15 protein-coding genes and 2 riboswitches are annotated in these 17,300 nt (G+C 63.8%); of the genes, 4 read left to right on the top strand and 11 right to left on the bottom strand.

Annotated features, from left to right (window positions below; all coding sequences use genetic code 11):
- The 9 genes from OWC48_RS39640 to OWC48_RS39680 form a co-directional block, all read right to left on the bottom strand.
- Positions 1-1,682: ATP cone domain-containing protein (locus OWC48_RS39640; RefSeq protein ID WP_282524874.1), on the bottom strand; the 1,682-nt coding region annotated here is incomplete at its 3' end.
- A 121-nt stretch (positions 1,683-1,803) separates the two neighbouring features.
- Positions 1,804-2,022, bottom strand: a riboswitch (cobalamin riboswitch).
- 113 nt (positions 2,023-2,135) lie between these two features.
- A complete protein-coding gene (locus tag OWC48_RS39645; protein WP_282524875.1) occupies positions 2,136-2,714 on the bottom strand; it encodes a hypothetical protein in 579 nt (192 codons plus the stop codon).
- A 61-nt stretch (positions 2,715-2,775) separates the two neighbouring features.
- Positions 2,776-3,786, bottom strand: a complete 1,011-nt coding sequence (locus tag OWC48_RS39650) for a DUF6925 family protein (RefSeq protein ID WP_282524876.1) — start codon at positions 3,784-3,786, stop codon at positions 2,776-2,778.
- 17 nt (positions 3,787-3,803) lie between these two features.
- Entirely contained in the window at positions 3,804-5,921 is a 2,118-nt protein-coding gene (locus OWC48_RS39655) for a TonB-dependent receptor domain-containing protein (RefSeq protein ID WP_282524877.1), read from the bottom strand.
- A 113-nt stretch (positions 5,922-6,034) separates the two neighbouring features.
- Positions 6,035-6,249: riboswitch (cobalamin riboswitch) on the bottom strand.
- A gap of 75 nt (positions 6,250-6,324) precedes the next feature.
- Positions 6,325-6,546, bottom strand: coding sequence for a hypothetical protein (locus OWC48_RS39660; RefSeq protein ID WP_063986347.1), 222 nt, complete (start codon positions 6,544-6,546; stop codon positions 6,325-6,327).
- A 128-nt stretch (positions 6,547-6,674) separates the two neighbouring features.
- Entirely contained in the window at positions 6,675-6,932 is a 258-nt protein-coding gene (locus OWC48_RS39665; protein ID WP_282524878.1) for a hypothetical protein, read from the bottom strand.
- 104 nt (positions 6,933-7,036) lie between these two features.
- Positions 7,037-7,249 (bottom strand): hypothetical protein, encoded by a 213-nt coding sequence (locus tag OWC48_RS39670; protein WP_282524879.1) that lies wholly within the window; start codon positions 7,247-7,249, stop codon positions 7,037-7,039.
- Positions 7,250-7,401: 152 nt separating this feature from the next.
- Positions 7,402-7,578: a hypothetical protein gene (locus OWC48_RS39675; RefSeq protein ID WP_282524880.1), complete on the bottom strand. Its 177-nt coding sequence runs from the start codon at positions 7,576-7,578 to the stop codon at positions 7,402-7,404.
- 126 nt (positions 7,579-7,704) lie between these two features.
- The gene (locus OWC48_RS39680) at positions 7,705-9,441 is read right to left on the bottom strand and encodes an adenylate/guanylate cyclase domain-containing protein (RefSeq protein ID WP_282524881.1); all 1,737 of its coding nucleotides are present in this window, start codon (positions 9,439-9,441) and stop codon (positions 7,705-7,707) included.
- A 326-nt stretch (positions 9,442-9,767) separates the two neighbouring features.
- Between OWC48_RS39680 and OWC48_RS39685 the strand changes: the two genes are divergently transcribed.
- Complete coding sequence (locus OWC48_RS39685) at positions 9,768-11,951, top strand: lytic transglycosylase domain-containing protein (RefSeq protein WP_282524882.1); 2,184 nt, start codon at positions 9,768-9,770, stop codon at positions 11,949-11,951.
- 90 nt (positions 11,952-12,041) lie between these two features.
- On the opposite strand, the gene OWC48_RS39690 is transcribed toward OWC48_RS39685, so the two are convergent.
- Positions 12,042-12,404, bottom strand: coding sequence for a hypothetical protein (locus OWC48_RS39690; RefSeq protein WP_282524883.1), 363 nt, complete (start codon positions 12,402-12,404; stop codon positions 12,042-12,044).
- A gap of 193 nt (positions 12,405-12,597) precedes the next feature.
- Complete coding sequence (locus tag OWC48_RS39695) at positions 12,598-12,996, bottom strand: hypothetical protein (RefSeq protein WP_282524884.1); 399 nt, start codon at positions 12,994-12,996, stop codon at positions 12,598-12,600.
- Positions 12,997-13,697: 701 nt separating this feature from the next.
- Here OWC48_RS39695 and OWC48_RS39700 point away from each other — a divergent pair.
- From OWC48_RS39700 to OWC48_RS39710, 3 genes are all read left to right on the top strand, one after another.
- On the top strand, positions 13,698-16,124 hold the full coding sequence (locus tag OWC48_RS39700; protein WP_282524885.1) for a PAS domain S-box protein: 2,427 nt from the start codon (positions 13,698-13,700) through the stop codon (positions 16,122-16,124).
- On the top strand, positions 16,121-16,798 hold the full coding sequence (locus OWC48_RS39705) for a response regulator transcription factor (RefSeq protein WP_282524886.1): 678 nt from the start codon (positions 16,121-16,123) through the stop codon (positions 16,796-16,798). The genes OWC48_RS39700 and OWC48_RS39705 overlap by 4 nt, the downstream gene beginning before the upstream one ends.
- Before the next feature lie 86 nt (positions 16,799-16,884).
- Positions 16,885-17,271, top strand: a complete 387-nt coding sequence (locus OWC48_RS39710) for a response regulator transcription factor (RefSeq protein WP_282524887.1) — start codon at positions 16,885-16,887, stop codon at positions 17,269-17,271.
- The last annotated feature ends 29 nt before the right edge of the window (positions 17,272-17,300 follow it).

The following is a 17,300-nucleotide window of genomic DNA, read 5'->3' on the forward strand; positions in this document are numbered from 1 at the left end:
TGACCGGTCTCGAACAGCATGGTCAGCATGCGACGCCAGAGGTCGCTCGCGCGCACGGTCTTGAAGACGCGCATGCCGCCGGCTTTCGCCCTGGCCTCATAGGCCTCGTAAGCCGACTTGAACGCCTCGCCGTAGAGATCGTGCAAATCGGGCGTCTCGTCCGGCGAAAACAGCGTCCATTCGCCATCGGCATCGACGCGCTGCATGAACAGGTCCGGCACCCAATTGGCCGTGTTCATGTCGTGGGTACGGCGGCGGTCGTCCCCGGTGTTCTTGCGCAGGTCGAGGAATTCTTCGATGTCGACGTGCCAGGTCTCCAGATAGGCGCAGACTGCGCCCTTGCGCTTGCCGCCCTGGTTGACGGCAATTGCGGTATCGTTGGCGACCTTCAGGAATGGAATAATGCCCTGGCTCTCGCCGTTGGTGCCCTTGATGTGGGCGCCGAGGCCGCGCACCGGCGTCCAGTCGTTGCCGAGGCCGCCGGAATATTTTGCCAGCAGTGCGTTGTCCTTGATCGACTTGAAGATGCCGTCGAGATCGTCGGAAACGGTCGTGAGGAAGCAGGACGACAATTGCGGACGCAGCGTACCCGAATTGAACAGCGTCGGCGTCGAGGCCATGAAGTCGAACGACGACAGCAGATCGTAGAACTCGATCGCCTTGGCCTCTCGGTCGATCTCGCGAACCGCAAGACCCATCGCGACGCGCATGAAGAAGGCCTGCGGCAATTCGATCCGCTTGCCGCGGACGTGCAGGAAATAGCGGTCGTACAGCGTCTGAAGGCCGAGAAACTGGAAGTTCAAGTCGCGCTCGGGCTTCAGCGCCGCGGCGATCCGGCCGAGATCGAAACGGGCCAGTTCCGGATCGAGCAGTTCGGCGGCGATACCGGTCTTCACATAGGCCGGGAAGTATTCGGCATAGCGGGTCGCCATGTCCGCCTGCGAGGCGGATGTCGGCAGGCCATGGACGTAGGACAGCACCTCGCCACGGAGTTTGTCCAGCAGCAGGCGCGCGCTGACATAGGCGTAGTTCGGCTCCTGTTCGACCAGCGTGCGAGCGGCCATGATCGAGGCCAGCGCGAGTTCGTCCTGGCTGATGCCGTCGTAGAGATTGCGGGTGGTCTCGGCGAGCACGGGTGCCGCGGAGACGCCGTCGAGACCGGCGCAGGCTTCGCCGATAATCAGCGCGAGCCGCTTGGTGTCGAGACCAACGCGCGAACCGTCGGCGAGCGTGACATGAAGTGCCGGCGCGACGGCGGACGTCGCTTCCGCGGCCGCCTCCTCGGCGCGCCGGCGCGACCGCTCCTCGCGGTACAGCACATAGGCGCGTGCGACCTTGTGGTGCTCGCTCCGCATCAAGGCGAGTTCGACCTGGTCCTGCACGTCCTCGATATGGAAGGTGCGTCCCTCGCCTGCCCGCCGCATCAACGCAGCGACGACTTCGGCCGTCAGCTGCTCCACGCTCTCGTGGACGCGACGCGAGGCCACCGCGCTGGTGCCTTCGACCGCAAGAAACGCCTTGGTCATGGCGACCGCGATCTTGGCGGAATCGAACGGCGAGACTTTTCCATTGCGACGGATGATCTGCATGGCCGGCTCGCTCGAAGCAGGCGCAAGCAATTGTGGACGCAAATGAACGATGGGTGCGGAAGCGGTGTCCGCGTCGTGCAGGTTCAGTGACATCAAAGGGCCCCGTGATGCGCGCGTTGTGTTTGAACGGGGCTGTAAGGAAGGACGCTGCTGAAACGCCGGCGGCAGAGTTGCCGGGCGGTGCATGCAAGCGACCGCCGGACACCCCGCCCGTGGACGTTCAGATTGTCGCGGCAGGTCTCCTGGCTCGCAGGTCGTCGCCCACTTCCCGTCTTCCCGGCGCGAAAGGCACCAGTGACAATTGTTCGGAAGCAGCTCGCTGCTGACAGTTGCGGGGGCAGCGCCGGAATTCCACGCTCTCGCGCGGTTCACCGGCTTCCCTCTTAGCCACTAAATCTTGCGATCCAGCGGAACCGTGACGCCCACATGTGGTGACATATGCAGCCGGGTGTCAACGATTCGTTGCGGGCCGGAAGCGGTGATCCCTGTGGAATGCGGGAATTCCCGCCCGGCGCGCGCAACCCTAGGGATGACGCACATCCAGCATTACGCGTTCCGCATCGCGCGCCCGAACGGATCGACCAGGCGGACGATCTCGCAGGCGGCGACGAGGCCGGCGAGCCAGACGGCGCTGGTCAGCCCGATGCGCGTCACGATGGCCGCAGTGAACGCGCCCTCTCCGCCAAGGAACGGCGTCGCGGCAAGCAGCGCGAGCTCATAGGCGGCGTAGGCGGCGACGAGCGCGATGGCCAGCATCAGCGGCATGCGCCCCTGCGGCAGCATACGAAGCACGGTCGATGCCGCCACGGTCGACAGCAACGCGGCAGCACCGATGACAAAGCCCCATGCGATGGTGCTGCCATCAATGGGATAATGCAGCACGCCGAAGCCGATGGTCTGGTTCACGAGCCAGGCGCCGGTGACGACGAGCAGCGCCGGACGTATCGGCAGCATTGCGGCGGCGACGACGGCAAACGCCGCAAACGGCGTCGCGCAGGCAAGGGCGAAGCTCGCGAGCGCGCATGACACCGTCAGCAGCGCAAAGCAGAACATCGGCGCGAGGCGCGACGCGACCGGGTGAAGGCGGAAACGGTCGGCGTGGGGCGGCAGGATAGTGACAGTCATGGAACGATCTCCTTGTGGGATTTGTAGCACATTTTTGCTGGAACGCGGCATCACGTCTGACTCAGTGAAGGGCGTCCATGGGATCTTCAGTCTCGGCTGGATCGCGCCGGTCGTGGGCGGCAAGCCAGGCGGCGAGTGTCGCGGCGTGCGGCTCCATGGCCGCCAATTGGCGCAAGGCCACGCGAACGGCGGCGCGCGCCGTGCGATCGGATGGAAACGTCACCGTCTCAGGTCCCCGCCCCTTCGCGACCGCTTCGACCACGGCGCCCTTGCACGCCGTTAGCTCCGGCAGCCCATAGAGGTCGAGCAGCGCCTGGAAGGCTGCGTGATGATCCGGCCGAAACGCGCGCTTGCGGCCGAGCTGATCGCGCAGCGAATGGGCCGGATAGAGATGCGCGCAGGGGATCCATCCCGCAGGCAGCGGCTCGGTCGCAGAATGGGTGCGGCGATGCGCGAGCAGCTTTGGCAGGACGTGGGTGTGCGGGCCGTCAGGGCTTCGCCCACCCGGCGGCGGGATCGGCTGGAATACCTCGGCGCGCCCGATGCGGCTGATGAAGACGCGGTGCGGATTGGCGGCCAAAATGATCCGCATGGCGTCGCTTTCGGGCGCGAACACGGATTGGCCCGTGCGGCTCCTGAGCGCGGCGACGGCATCGGCATCGCTGACGCGGATGCAGGCGTCGATCTGCAACGTTCCGAGGCCAAGGTCGAACAGGATGCCGCTGCGATCCCTCGTCAGGAGCGCCTCGATATCCGGACCGAGCTCGGTCAGCACGGTACGACCGCTCATGGCGCTGGCTTCACGCGGGAGACACAGCGCGATGCGGTGGCTCCAGCTCTCCGTGGTCGGCGATTCCGATGCGATCAGGCGCAGATCCGGGTGGGAGACAACGCGCATCCCACCCTTCTGTGTCACAACGCTGCCCCCGTTGCGCGACTGCTCCATGTCGAGGTCCTCACCGGGCTCGCGTGTGAACTCGGCAATGGCACCGAACGTGCCGATGCTCCAGCCGGCCTCAGCGTCGGCAAGCTGGCTTGCGATCAGGTCCATGAGCGGATCGGCCGTCGTCATGAGGCTTCTCTCTCTCGCTATCTGACGTCGTAATTCGCCAGGCGAATGCCGCCATAGACGCCCAGTCCCGGCTGCAGAAAGCCGGTCGGATTTTGATAGTGCACATCGGCGAGATTATCGACCCGGCCAAATACCTTCACCTGGTCGGTGACCAGATATTCGGCTGCGACGTTGACGACGGTGTAGGCCGGAGCCAGCAGACGCGGAATGCTGAAGTCGCGGTTACCATCGACGAAACTCCCGACGTGCAACACTGTTGCGGACAATGTGAGCGGGTCGATCGGATTCCAGATGACATTTGCGCTCCACTTCTCCTTCGGACGCCTCAGCAGCTCCAGTCCCGCCGTCGCATCCACCGCGCGGGTAAAAGTGTAGTCGGCACGAACGCGAAGCCGGTCAGTGATCGCAGCCGCGACGAAGCTCTCCGTGCCCTCCGTGATCGCCTTGCCGATATTGGTGTTGGTGCTCGTGAATGTCACGGGATCGAACGTGCTCTGGATCAGGTCCGTGATGTTGTTGCGGAAGTAGGTCGCCCCGATGCGAACGCGATCGCCAAACAAGGGTTGCTCGAAGCCGGCGTCGTATCCGACGCTTTCCTCGGGCCTGAGGTTGGGATTTGCAAAGAAGAAGAACGCGGGAAAGCTGACGTAAAGCTGGTTGAGCGTCGGCGCCTTGAACCCGGTGCCGTAGCTACCCTTGAACTTCGTATCCGTGACCGGCACGATCACGGCAGACGCCAGACGAAAGGTCGGATGCTCTCCAAACCGCTCGTTGTCGTCCTGCCGGACGTTGGCCGTGAAGAAGACGCGATCCCGGAACTGGGACTGCAGCTCCATATATCCGGCCTTGTTGACGTTTTGCGCCGAGACCGTCGCCGTTTGCAGTGTTTCGGTCTCATGCTCCGCACCAATGATGACATTGTTGTTGGGCGCGAGCTGGGTCGTGGTGTGCCAATCATACTTGACGCGATCGCCGGTCGTGATCGTGGGCATCACGTCGCCGGGCGAGACGTTGTGGTTCCAGTGGTTGGTGTAGTTGACGCCGAAATAGCTTTTCATCCGGTCGTCGAGAGCGGACCAAACCGCCTCCCCGCGCGTGAAGAGCTGGTGCACCGTCTGCGTGCTTTGCGCGGCCGCGGGAAAGCTCGCGAATGCGACGGGATCGAAGGTGTCTCCGGTAAAGCGCAGGGTGGCGTCAGTGTAACGCGCGACGCCGTTGAGCGTCAGGTTTTCGGTCAGTTCGGCGCCAAGCTTCGTCGAATAGGTCATGTTGTCGTAATAGTTGCCGATCGCCTTCTGCCCCGGCGGCAGCAATTCGACCGGCGTCACCGGCACGTCGTTCGCGCGGAAATGCGCGACGTTGAAGGCATAGTTGAAGTGGTCCTGTGAACCGCTCAGGCCTGCGGTTTGATTGAACGTTCCGAACGAGCCTCCCTCGACCGAGCCGGTCGCGCGAGCGGGACCGTCACCCTTCTTCGTTACGACGGAGATCACGCCACCCAGCGCATCTGCGCCGTAGAGACCGCTCTGCGGGCCGCGCAAAACCTCGATCTGCTGAATGTCGGAGGTGAGCAACTGGCCGAAATCGAACGAACGGTTCGGGTTGCCGGGATCGCTGACGTCGATGCCGTCGATCAGGACCTTGGTATGGTTGGAATTCGTTCCGCGCATGAAGATCGACGTCTGTCCGCCGGGACCGCCGGTCTGCACGAGGTTGAGGCCGGGAACCGCGCTCAGCGCATCGGATGCGGTCCGGCGCTGATCGCGCTCGATGTCTCTGGCGGTCAGAACGGTCACCGAGCTCGCAACCAGATTGGTCGGCGTGACAACGCCCGTCGGACTGACGACGACCGTCGGAAACAGGTTGGCGGCGGATACGCCGGCAACAGGGGGCGACGCCGGCAACAGCTCGGGTTTCGGCATGCGAGCCACGCGCCGCTGCTCGGGCTGGTCGGGCGCACGCCGCGCGACTTGCGGCTTCGTCGCACGTTCGGTCGGCGCAACCTCGACCGGCGGCAGCAGATCGGGCGATGCCGATTGCTGGGCCTGGGCAATGGACAGATCGAGCGAATACAGGGAAACGAACGCGACAAGGCCGGCGCAGAAGCGCCTGGCGGCAAAGACAATACGGGACACTCTTGTAACCTCGGTATGACGTCAGTGGCACGTCACAGCGAACGAGGTTTCACGGCGGAGCGATCGATTGCTCCGGTGAAGCTAATGTCTGTACTCCCCGACCGACATCTTCGCGTGTGACCACGGCTGACGGCAGGTCTCCTGGCTCGCGGGTCGTTACCTTACGTCGCCTTCCCAGGACCGAGATTCCCAGTGGCACATGACGAAAGATTCACCGCTTACAGTTGCGGGGGCAGCCGTGGCGTTGAGAATATCCCGGTATCGGGAAAACCTCGCACCACGTTCCCTTTTGATCTCCGTGAGGAGAACCGTCACCGGCCAATCTACGGGGCGGGCACGCGGAGAGTCAATCGGACGGTTGCATCACGGTCAGCGCGCCGCACCGGAGATTGAGCTGGCGCAATCAGGCCGGCTCCCGCTCCGAACGCGTCCTGATCATCGCCCGCTCGCCGGCATCGACGAGTTGGCCGATGCCGGTGCGGCCCGTGAGCGCGCAGCGGATGATGTTCTCGGCAACGGACCTGCGAAAGCAATGGTCCTCGCCGACCGGGCGATTGCGGCAGACCCGATCCAGCGCCAGCTTCATGTTGATCCGGGTGCGGGTGTCGAAATGCTCGCTGATCATTCGCAGGGCCTCGATGCGTTGATGTCGGAGCGGAAACGCGTGGGCGTAGGCCGGGTTCCAAAACCAGACCGCGCAGGGCGTTGCGCAGAGCTGACTAGGCCCGCCCTCTTGGTCTTGTGACGGGCGGGCTACGCCCGACCTCTTGGCCGCTGGGCCTGAGCCCAGGCCGCGGTGACGTCGCGCAGCGGAGCATCGCTCCGCCGGATCGGGGTCAGCTCACCGGAGGCCGAGATGATGGCGGTCTCCTCGCGGCGGCAGCGCGAGCATACGAAGCGGACCTCATGCGGCGACGCCGACCAGCTCGAACGTTTGACGTTGGCCGCCATCGGCCATGCATCGCAATGCGAGCACGACACCAGGAACCGACCGGGATCGAGCATACCCATTCCATAGGACTCCGCGTCCTGCCTGCCGCTTCAATGACTAACCCATGTGAATCGTTCCGGTGCCCGAGCACCGTCAGCCCGTCAGCTCCAGGCAGCGTCGCCGCTCAGTGGGCGCCCTTGAGGGTGCATGACGTGGAGCAGGTAACGGTGTTGCCGTGGTCGCACGCCTTGCAGGCGGCGACGCATTGGTTCATGTCGCGGGGATTGTAGGAGCTGTAGCTCCGCATCGCGCAGACCGGGGTCGAGCCGGTGATGTCCTGCTCCTGGTTGCAGGCGGCCGTCATGAGCGCGAAGATGAGGACTGCGACAAGGCGCATGGGATTGCCCTGGTAAGGAGCGGCAAAGCGACGTCAGCGAGATGCGCCGCACCGCAACGGATCTCGACATTCCCACCGCGAGCAATCATGGATCGTGACGCTCGCATCCCGAAGGATGCCCGCCAAACATTAAGAACGGATTGCAGCAGGCGTCAGGCCGCAGCCTTGGTCGCGATCACCTTCCGCATATCCACCGCCAGCTGACGATACTGCTCCGAGAGTCTCAGATAGAACTCGCGCTTGGTGCTGTCGGTGGCGAGCTTGGCAATCAGCTCGCATTCGGCGGTGAGCGTCTCGAACCGTTCCAGCCTGTCATGAAGTTCTGTCATCGGCGTGTCCCCGTCAAACGCCTCAAGGGACGACAAACCTAAGCCTGAGAAATAGGTCACGGCGAACATCGTTATCGAGTAGAAGCGTTTTTTCCGGCGAGGCCGGTGCCGGCCCGGCAACGACGGCTATTTCTGCTCCAGCCGCCAGGCGCCGTCCCAATTGGCGTCCGGCGGATTGGCCTCGAACTGCGCGATGCGGCCGAGCAGCGTGCGCGAGGGGCCGTCGCCGGGCACCGCTTCGAGCGCTGCATTGAACGCGGCGCGAGCCTCGTGGAAGCGCTGCGCGCGGTAGGCGGCGAGGCCTTCGGCGTAGCGCGCGCGCAGGCTCTCCTGCGGGACGCTGAGCCCGTGCGCCTTGCTCATCACCTCGAAAATGGCCTGCGGCGCGCTCTGGCCGGCCACTGCGAGACGATCGATCTCGCGCAGCTCGAGGTTAGAGCCGATCGCGTCCGCCGTCGCCTGCGCGATCAGGATCCGCGTGCCGTAGATCTTGTTGACCAGTTCGAGCCGCGAAGCGAGGTTCACGGCATCGCCCATCACGGTGAAGCTCATCATCAGCTCGGAGCCGATGCTGCCGGTCAGGACCTCGCCGGTGGCAATCCCGATGCGCAGATCGCAAGGGCCTGGCATGGCGCGGATACCGAGCAGGTCAGGCAATTGCTTCTGCAACGCCGGCACCTCATCGGCCATGTCGATGGCGGCGTAGCAGGCGAACAGCGCCGGCTCGTCCTCCTCGATGAAGGGAGGCCCCCAATAGGCCATGATGGCATCGCCGATATATTTATCGATAACGCCGCGATGGCTCCGGATCGGCGCGGACATCACCGTGAAATAGTGGTTCATGACCTTGACGAGGCCGCGCGGGGTCATGCCCTCGCTCATCGAGGTGAAGCCGCTCATGTCGGAGAACATGATGGTCATCACCCGGCGCTGGCCGTCGATGGCGACCTCCGGGCGGTCGATCAGCCCCTGCGCCACCTTGGGATCGATGTAGCGGCCAAAGGTCTCGCGGATCCGCTCGTTGTGCCGCAGCTGCTCGATCATGCGATTGAAGGCGGCGGCGAGTTCGCCGATCTCGTCCTGGGTCGAGACCGTGATGGTCTTGTCGAAGCGGCCCGCCTCGACCTCGCGGGTGCCGGCGAGCAACAGCCGCACCGGCCGTGTGATGCCGCTGGAGACGAGGAGCGCGAAAGCAAATCCGACGATCGCCGCGAGCAATGTCACGACACCCGAAATGATGATCGCCTGCCGCTGGCGACTGATCACCGTTGCTGTGCTGGCGAAGACCTGCTTGAGCATGTCGGCGCGGATCGCATCGATCTTCTGGTTGAACTGGTCGCGTATGGTGTCGAGATGCTCCAGCGTGCCGCGCGCCTCCGTCATCTGTTTGGCGTCGACCTCCTTGAGCAGCTTGGCGTGATCCTCGTTCATCGCCTGCCGCAGCTCGGTGAGGACGGTTTCGATGCGGGTCTCGATCCGCGCCAGCCCGGCATTGTCGGAAGGCGTCCTCTTGTCGTCGATGATCGCGTTGATGTGCGCGCGCGCGGCCTCGGCCTCCTCGTCGATCTTCCGATCGGCCTCCTCGAATTCGCGCAGGCGCGCCGCGTAGGCCTCCTCCTCCGAGGGCGCCTGCATCTTCATCATGACCATCCGCCGCAGCGCCACCGACCGCTCCAGCGAGCGGATGTTGGCGCGCGCCAGATGGCCGTAGGCCGGAATGTAGCGATCGGTCAGCTCGTCGAGCAGGACGCCGACCTGGCTCGACATCACCATCGAAAGAATCGCAGTGACCAGCATCAGGACGATCAATCCGAGGGCGATCCCGACGATCTTGCGCCTGATCGACTGGTTGAAAAGTGGCATGAGCGGTGGGGGTAAGAGCTGAAAGGACCGGTTGGGAACTCAATACACCGGTTTTGGCGGCAGGAACACGCGCAATCTGGCCCTTGCGACGCCCCTGACCGCACGCAACCGTCGCGCGAGCCCCGTTCGTTAACAAAGCTTAAAGACGCTCCCCTTTCCGCCATTTCGGAAGTTCTCGAGTTCCCATCGGTATTTTGCCGCATTGTTGAAGGAGCGTGAGGACTGCGAAACGATGTCGTGGCATCGTTTTGGGTGTCGTCTTTGATTCTCAAGCCGCATGTCGTCGCGGACCTTGGTTTGTAGTGGTTTCGCAGGGGGACCATCGAATGAACCAGTGCCTACGCTCGCTCGCGTGTGTCATTGCCGTGGCCGCTTTGGCCTTGATCCCAACCGAGCTGGCAGCGAAGAGCAGTCACAAATCGTCCGCGTCGAAGAAGACGCATGAGGCGAAAGCCGGCAAGCCGCGCCATGCTGCGGTCAAGTCGCGCCATGGCAAGCACGCCGAGGCCAAACGCAAGCCGAAGAAGGACGACGAGCCCTCGGACAAGCAGGCAGCCCCGCCGCTCACCGGCGACCTCGCCGCGCTGAAGGACGCCATCGATCTCGCGCGCAAGGGCAAGACCGACGATGCCAGCGCGGCGCGCGACCGCATTGCCGATCCGGCCGGACAGAAGCTCGCCGACTGGTTCATGCTGCGCCATTCCGAGAGCACAGCACCTTTCAAGCGCTACGCCGGCTTCCTCGCCGTCAATCCGGACTGGCCGAGCAACGCCCTGCTCCGCCGCCGCGCCGAAGCGCGGCTGTGGCAGGAGAAGAGCGACGCGGCGACCGTGCACAAATTCACGATGGACCGGCCGACCAGCGCCAAGGGCAAGTTCGCGCTCGCCCGCGTGCTCCTGAGTGAAGGCGACAATGACAGGGCTACGCGTCTGGTGCGCGAGGCCTGGCGTACGGACGAACTAACCGAGCGCAGCGAGGAGGATTCCTACGAGGCGTTCCGCGACCTCCTGACCGCTGACGATCATCGCGCCCGCATGGACAAGCGCCTCGGCGCCAAGGACTACGCCGCCGCAAGACGCGCGGCCAAGCGGCTCGGCGAAGATGCGCTCGCGATCGTCAAGGCCTGCTCGGCGGTCACCGGCAAGGCCAACAAGGCCAAGGATTACCTCGAGGACGTCTCGACCGAAGCACGCCGCGATCTCGGCTATGTCCTGTGCCGCGCGCAGTGGCATCTGCAGAACGACCGCATCGACGACGCCGCCGAGGTGATCCTGGCCGCCGCGCCCGACACGATGGCGGCCCAGGACACCGATGCCTGGTGGCGCGAGCGCCGCCTGCTCGCGCGAAAGCTGCTCGACCAGGGCAAGTTCAAGACCGCCTACGACGTGGTGCGTGCGGCGGCGGTGCCCGCAATGGAAGTCTATCGCGTCGACTACCACTTCATGTGCGGCTGGATCGCGCTGCGCTATCTCGACGATCCCAAGGCGGCCATGGTGCATTTCGCCGCGATCGATGAAGGCTCGGCCAATCCGATCGCGCTGTCGCGTGCGCACTACTGGCGCGGCCGCGCGGCCGAGGCGATGGGGGCGACGGCGGATGCGCGCATGAGCTATCAGGCCGCTGCGCGCTATACGACCGCCTATTACGGCCAGCTCGCACGTGCCAGGCTCGGCCTCGACGGGATCGAGCTGCGCCCGCCCTCGCCCGTGCTGGCCGCGGCCGACGCACAGCCCGCGGACGAGCGTGTGCGCGCCGCCGAGATGCTCTACGGCGTCGGCGAGCGCGACATGGTGTTCTATTATGCCGAGGATTTTGCCAAGGAGAGCACCGACGTCGCAGCGCTGGAAGCGCTCGGCGAGCTCGCCGGCCGGCGCAACGATGCGCGCGTGATGCTGGAGGTCGGCAAGTCGGCGCTGGCGCGCGGGCTTGCGCTCGACCATTACGCCTTCCCGACCATCGGCATTCCCGAGCACAAGCAGGTCGCGCCCGCGATCGAGACCAGCGTGATCTATTCGGTGGCACGCACCGAAAGCTCGTTCGACCAGCGCGACAAGTCACCCGCCAACGCGGTCGGCCTCATGCAGGTGACGCCGGAGGCGGGCCGCGATACCGCAAAGCGCTTTGGCCTGACCTACGACTGGGACAGGATGGTGTCAGATCCCGTCTACAACACGCAGATGGGCGCGGCCGAGCTCAGCGCGCTGCTGTCGGAATATCGCGGCGACCAGATCATGACCTTCGCCGGCTACAATGCCGGCCGCGGCCGGGTGCGCGAATGGGTGCAGACGCGCGGCGACCCGCGCGACCCCAAGGTCGATCCGGTCGACTGGGTCGAGCGCATCCCGCTGTCGGAGACACGCAACTACGTCCAGCGCGTGATTGAGAATGTGCTGGTCTACCGCGCCCGGTTCGAGGGCAGTGGCACAGCCACGGCGAAGTCCGAGCAACGCGTCACGACGCACGAAGTCAGCGCGACACCTACGGCAGCGGCCGCAGCCGCCGCGCCCTAGCTTCGCAACGCCGGGGCTGGACGCGGCGCGAAGCTGGATGCAGTGACTGCGGCCGACCACTCTGCGCGGCTCGCATCGTCAGGCTAGCCGTCACCTCCTTCCGTGGTCAGAAGGTTCGTGCGCGCGCAGAAATGCTTCCGTCAGGGCGCCCGAGAGCGCGCCGAATTGCATCATCCAGCTCCAGCTCGAAATGGCCGCGAACACCGTGATCACCTCGAGCGAACTGCGGTAAGGCCAGAGCGCTTCCATGCTCGTCGGCTGATATCGGCGGTAGCAATCATACTCGCAGTACTGCCGTTGCGTGGACACATGCCGGACGTAGCTCGAGCCCAGCGGCCGGGCGCACGCGCTGCAGGTCACGCCATGGCGCGGTTGGCCTTGATTGACGAGCATGAATTTCAACGTCCTGTCCTCCCCTGCCAGCAGCCGCATCAGCCGATGCGCCTCGCCCACCCGCCTGCTCAAGACGCCGCTTGCGCTCGCCTCTCGATCACCGGCGCCGCTTCGTGATGGAGCGCGTAACACGCGTAGCCGCAATAGGGCAGCAACGTCTTCGCGTCGCGCAGATAACCGCCGCTGATCTCCTCGCAACACCATAGACAAAATGTCTTGCGGAAAGGGGTCCTGCCGTTCACCAATATGAATCTCACGTGGCACCTCCCAACGCGAAGCAGTAGACCGTGTCGACCAGAGAGGCGGACGGCGGCGGCGCGCAAAGATGGTTGCGGCCGTCGGGATTGTCCCTGTTTCGCTCGACCTTCTGGGATGGAATGAGGATGTACTTGCCGTCTTCCCGGCGTCGCGCAAAGATCCGGCCGTCGACGTATCGCACCTCGGTCGGGTAGCAATCCGCGCTGTTGCAGCAGCTGAGCACAGGATTGTCGGGCATGTGCCAGCTGGAATAGAACTTCTCGTGCAGGAGCTGATCCTGGAGCGGATGATGACGGTGTGCACCATCCTGTCCGAGCTCGTCGGCCTTCACTCCCGCCATCAACGGAAGCGGCAGCGCGATCATCAAGAGGAGCTTGCAAGCATGGTTCAGCACGCAGCCTCCGGTTCAGAATTGCCGAATGGAGCCGATCGAAGGGTTAATCCTCATGCCGCCTGAGATCGAAACAACCATCGGCGGTCGCGTTCGCGGCGCGCCCTGAAGCGATCGACACATTTTCTGGAGCACAGCGGCGTTCGCCAGGAATAATATCGGATCAGGCCAAACTTGCCGCTACAGACAGCGCAGGCTTTTGCAGCAGGACCACGCTCGGAGTGTTCAGGCGTATCGCACATAATTCTCCTCCCGGCTCTCATGGTCGTGGCTTCGCGCGTGCGCTGACGCACGGCCATCCACGCTCGTCAGTGAAAAATGCGGTCTCTCAATCGCGACCAGCCAATCGTGCGGCAGGTCGGGCAATGGACGCAGGCCTATCGGCAGCACATCGAACTAATCGCCGGCTTGTGGCCTTGCACATCGCGTCCCCTCGATGGTTGTGAGACTAATCCGCATGCAACGGACGACTCAATTGTACGGAGGTAAATGTGCGCTATGACTTGGGATGCGCGAGCTATACGTAGGTTTGTCCCGTAGTTTTTCGGGCCTTCGCCACACATCGCAACGATACGGCGCAAGGCCGGCAGGCTGCACGGCTGCCGCGAGTTTCGGAGCGTAGTTCTACTTTGGTCGGAGGGAATTGCTCCCCTGGTTGCAAAGTGCTCTACTTGCTTCGGCTCCAGCGAGCCGGGACGCCCGCGATGATGCCTGGCCAAATCGCGAAATTTGGGAATTCGGCGGCGCAATTGCTGCTCGGCGGCCTCGCGGCGCTTCGATCTTTCGGCACCGGCGAGAAGGACAGTCCCGCGGTCGGCGGTGACTCGCGACAAGACATCGTCGACCTACGCGACGCCGTGAAGCAGTGGCGCGAGGTGTTCGAGCACAATCCGGTCATGTATTTCATGGTCGATCCGGCTGGGACGGTGCTCAACGTGAACACGTTTGGCGCCGCACAATTAGGCTACACGGAGGCCGAGTTGACCGGCCAATCCGTGCTGAACGTCTTTTTCGAGGAAGACCGCGACTTCGTCCGTCAATGCGTCGGATTGTGCCTGGAAACCGTCGACGAGTCGCACACCTGGGAGATTCGCAAGATCCGCAAAGACAGCTCGGTTCTCTGGGTCCGTGAAAACGCCAAGGCGATGCTGCGCGGCGACGGCACGCCGGTCGTGCTGGTCGCCTGCGAAGACATCACCCAGCGCAAGGAGGCGGAGGATGCGCTGCGGCAGAGCGAGGCCTACCTCGCCCAGGCGCAGGAACTGAGCCGCACGGGCAGCTTCGGCTTGAGCCCCGCGACAGGCGAGATCTTCTGGTCGAGGGAAACCTTTCGCATTTTCCAATGTGACCCGGCAATGCAGCCGAACCTGGGCTTCGTTTTTCAGCGCATCCATCCGGAGGACCGCGATGCGGTCCGCAAGACCCTTGATCGAGCCTTCCGCGAAGCGGAGGATTTCGACCATGAATATCGCCTGTTGATGCCGGATGGATCGATCAAATATCTCCATTCCGTGGCACGCGCGGTGAAACGTGCATCCGGGCGCATCGAGTTCGCCGGCGCTGTCACCGATGTCACGATTGCAAAGGAAACAGAACAGAGGCTGCGCCGCAGCGAGGCCTATCTGGCCGAAGCCCAACGCCTCAGCCATACGAGCAGCTGGGCCTGGGACGTGCGTCGTCAGGAGTTTGCCTACCGATCGGCTGAACTCTACCGCCTGTTCGGATTTGAGCCGGAGCAGACCAATGTCCCGGCGCGGGCTTTCCAGCAACGGATCCTCGCCGATGACTTTCGACGAATTGCCGACGTGGAACGCCGCGCAATCCACCAAGGGGAGCCCTTCGAAGTCGACTTTCGGATTGCGCGTCCGGACGGTTCGATAAGACGTGTCCATACGGAGGGACATCCTGTGAAGGGCGGCGATGGCGATGTGATGGAAATCATCGGCACGCACGTGGACGTCACCGAGCAGTTCGCCGCAAAAGAAGCACTGCAAAAGGCCTTTGACGAGCTCAAGCAATCCGAGCAGCGATTCCGCGACTATGCCGAAACCGCATCGGACTGGTTTTGGGAGACCGGGCCGGATCACCGCATCACCCGGATATCGGAACACGCCGATACGGCCAGTCCGGTGCCGACGGGCTTGATCGGGCTGACCCGTTGGGACATTCCGCCCGATGCCGAGTTCGAGCCCGAGAAGTGGGAGCAGCATCGCGCTGCGCTCGATGCCCACCTTCCGTTCCGCGACCTGGTTTACCGCAGCAAGGATCGCAACGGATCTCCGATTTACGTGCGCACCAGCGGCAAGCCCTTCCATGACGAGAATGGTAACTTCCTCGGCTATAGGGGCGTCAGCAGCGACGTGACGGCGGCGATCCGCACCGAGCAGGCCGAAGATGCCCTGCGCAAAGCGCAAGCCGAGCTCGCTCACGTCACGCGCATCACGACGCTCGGCGAGCTCACCGCCTCGATTGCCCACGAAATCAACCAGCCTCTTGCCGCTGTCATTTCCAATGCGGACGCCTGCATCGGTTGGCTCGGCCGCGACCCGGCCGATCTCGACGCTGCGCGTCGTTCAGTGGAATGGATCGTCGAGGACGCCAATCGGGCGAGCGAGGTGATCCGCCGGATTCGGGCGCTCGCGAAAAAGACCGAGATCGAGATGGTCCCAGTCGACATCAATCAGGTCGTAAGGGAGGTGATGGCCCTCGTTCGGCGCGAGCTCGCCACCCATGCCGTGTCGGTGCGGATGGAGTTGTCGTCCGGCCTGCCCAACATTTGCGGCGATCGGATCCAGCTCCAGCAGGTGCTGATCAACCTCGTCATGAACGGGATCGAAGCCATGCAAGCCAATGTCGAGCTCCCGCGCGAGCTGGCGATTCGGTCCAGTCGGGACGGCGACGGGCACTTGCTCCTTACCGTGACAGATCGCGGTGTCGGCCTTGACAGCGACGTGACAGACCGCATCTTCATGCCGTTCTTCACGACAAAGTCGAGCGGCCTGGGGATGGGACTATCAATCTGCCGATCGATCATCGAGGCTCATGCGGGCCGGCTTTCGGCATTTCCAAATGAGGGAAGCGGTGCAACATTCCAGATTGCCCTGCCCTTCCCACACGAGGCCGCGTCGTGACTGACCAGGCCAAGCCAACACAGGCGCAGGCACAGGCGGCGGCCGATGATCCGATCGTCCTGATCGTCGATGACGATCCGTCGATGCGGCGTGCGCTCACCAATCTCTTCCAATCGGTCGGCCTCAGGGTGGAGGCCTTCGGCTCGGCGGCGGAGGTCTTGGAAGCCAAGCCGCCGGTGGTCCCCAGTTGCCTCGTGCTCGACATCCGCCTGCCCGGCTCGAGCGGCTTCGACCTCCAGGCGGACCTCGTGAAGGCCGACATTCGCACGCCCATCATCTTCATCACCGGTCATGGCGATATCCCGATGACCGTCAGGGCCATGAAGAGTGGCGCCATCGATTTTCTGACCAAGCCGGTGCGCGACCAGGACATGCTGGATGCAGTCCAGGCTGCGATCGAACGGGATCGCAGGCGGCGCGATGCCGAGAAGTCGGTATCAAGCGTGCGCGCTCGCTTTGAGGGCCTGACGGCGCGTCAGCGCGACATTCTCGCCCTGGTTGCGTCCGGCCTGATGAACAAGCAAGTCGCGGCCGAGCTTGGATTGGCTGAGATTACCGTCAAGATCTATCGCGGGCAGATCATGCGGAAAATGGGCGCGAAGTCATTGGCCGATCTCGTCAGAATGACCGAGACGCTCGGAATCCCGCGCCCAAGGGGAAAGGTGCAAACCTAAGTATGCTTTTCAAGCTCGCCCCGAGGGCTCACCCTCCGGTGGGTGCTGCACCATGATCGGCGGCTCCCCGATCAGGAGCGATCATCTTGTCAGTCCTCTCGGTCATTTCCATCATTGACGATGATCCATCAGTCCGCCTTGCGACGAACAATCTCCTGACGTCGCGGGGATACACCGTCTGCATCTTTGGCTCTGCCCTCGAATTTCTCCAGTCGGCCGAACTGAAGACGACGTCCTGCGTGATCGCGGATGTGCAGATGTCGGTCATGGGCGGGGTTGATCTTTTGATGCATATGCGCGGCCTTGGTCACCGCACGCCGTTCATCTTCATGACCGCCTTTCCCGACGATGCCGTGCGCGACCGCGCGCTGAAAGCCGGCGCCATCTGCTTTCTCGCGAAGCCGTTTTCCACGCCGGCTCTGATCAATTGCCTGGAGCAGGCCCTGTCGAAGCACAGCGAAGCCAAGACGTAACGCGGCGCCGCGTGAACCTGATTGCTCCA

This window comes from Bradyrhizobium sp. Arg816, from assembly GCF_029989365.1.
GTDB lineage: Bacteria > Pseudomonadota > Alphaproteobacteria > Rhizobiales > Xanthobacteraceae > Bradyrhizobium.

Coding starts and splice junctions, on each gene's coding strand:
- OWC48_RS39665 (WP_282524878.1), bottom strand. CDS start 6,932: ATGGGTATGCTCGATCCCGGTCGGTTCCTGGTGTCGTGCTCGCATTGC.
- OWC48_RS39685 (WP_282524882.1), top strand. CDS start 9,768: ATGAACCAGTGCCTACGCTCGCTCGCGTGTGTCATTGCCGTGGCCGCT.
- OWC48_RS39645 (WP_282524875.1), bottom strand. CDS start 2,714: ATGACTGTCACTATCCTGCCGCCCCACGCCGACCGTTTCCGCCTTCAC.
- OWC48_RS39660 (WP_063986347.1), bottom strand. CDS start 6,546: ATGATCAGCGAGCATTTCGACACCCGCACCCGGATCAACATGAAGCTG.
- OWC48_RS39700 (WP_282524885.1), top strand. CDS start 13,698: ATGATGCCTGGCCAAATCGCGAAATTTGGGAATTCGGCGGCGCAATTG.
- OWC48_RS39675 (WP_282524880.1), bottom strand. CDS start 7,578: ATGACAGAACTTCATGACAGGCTGGAACGGTTCGAGACGCTCACCGCC.
- OWC48_RS39670 (WP_282524879.1), bottom strand. CDS start 7,249: ATGCGCCTTGTCGCAGTCCTCATCTTCGCGCTCATGACGGCCGCCTGC.
- OWC48_RS39650 (WP_282524876.1), bottom strand. CDS start 3,786: ATGACGACGGCCGATCCGCTCATGGACCTGATCGCAAGCCAGCTTGCC.
- OWC48_RS39680 (WP_282524881.1), bottom strand. CDS start 9,441: ATGCCACTTTTCAACCAGTCGATCAGGCGCAAGATCGTCGGGATCGCC.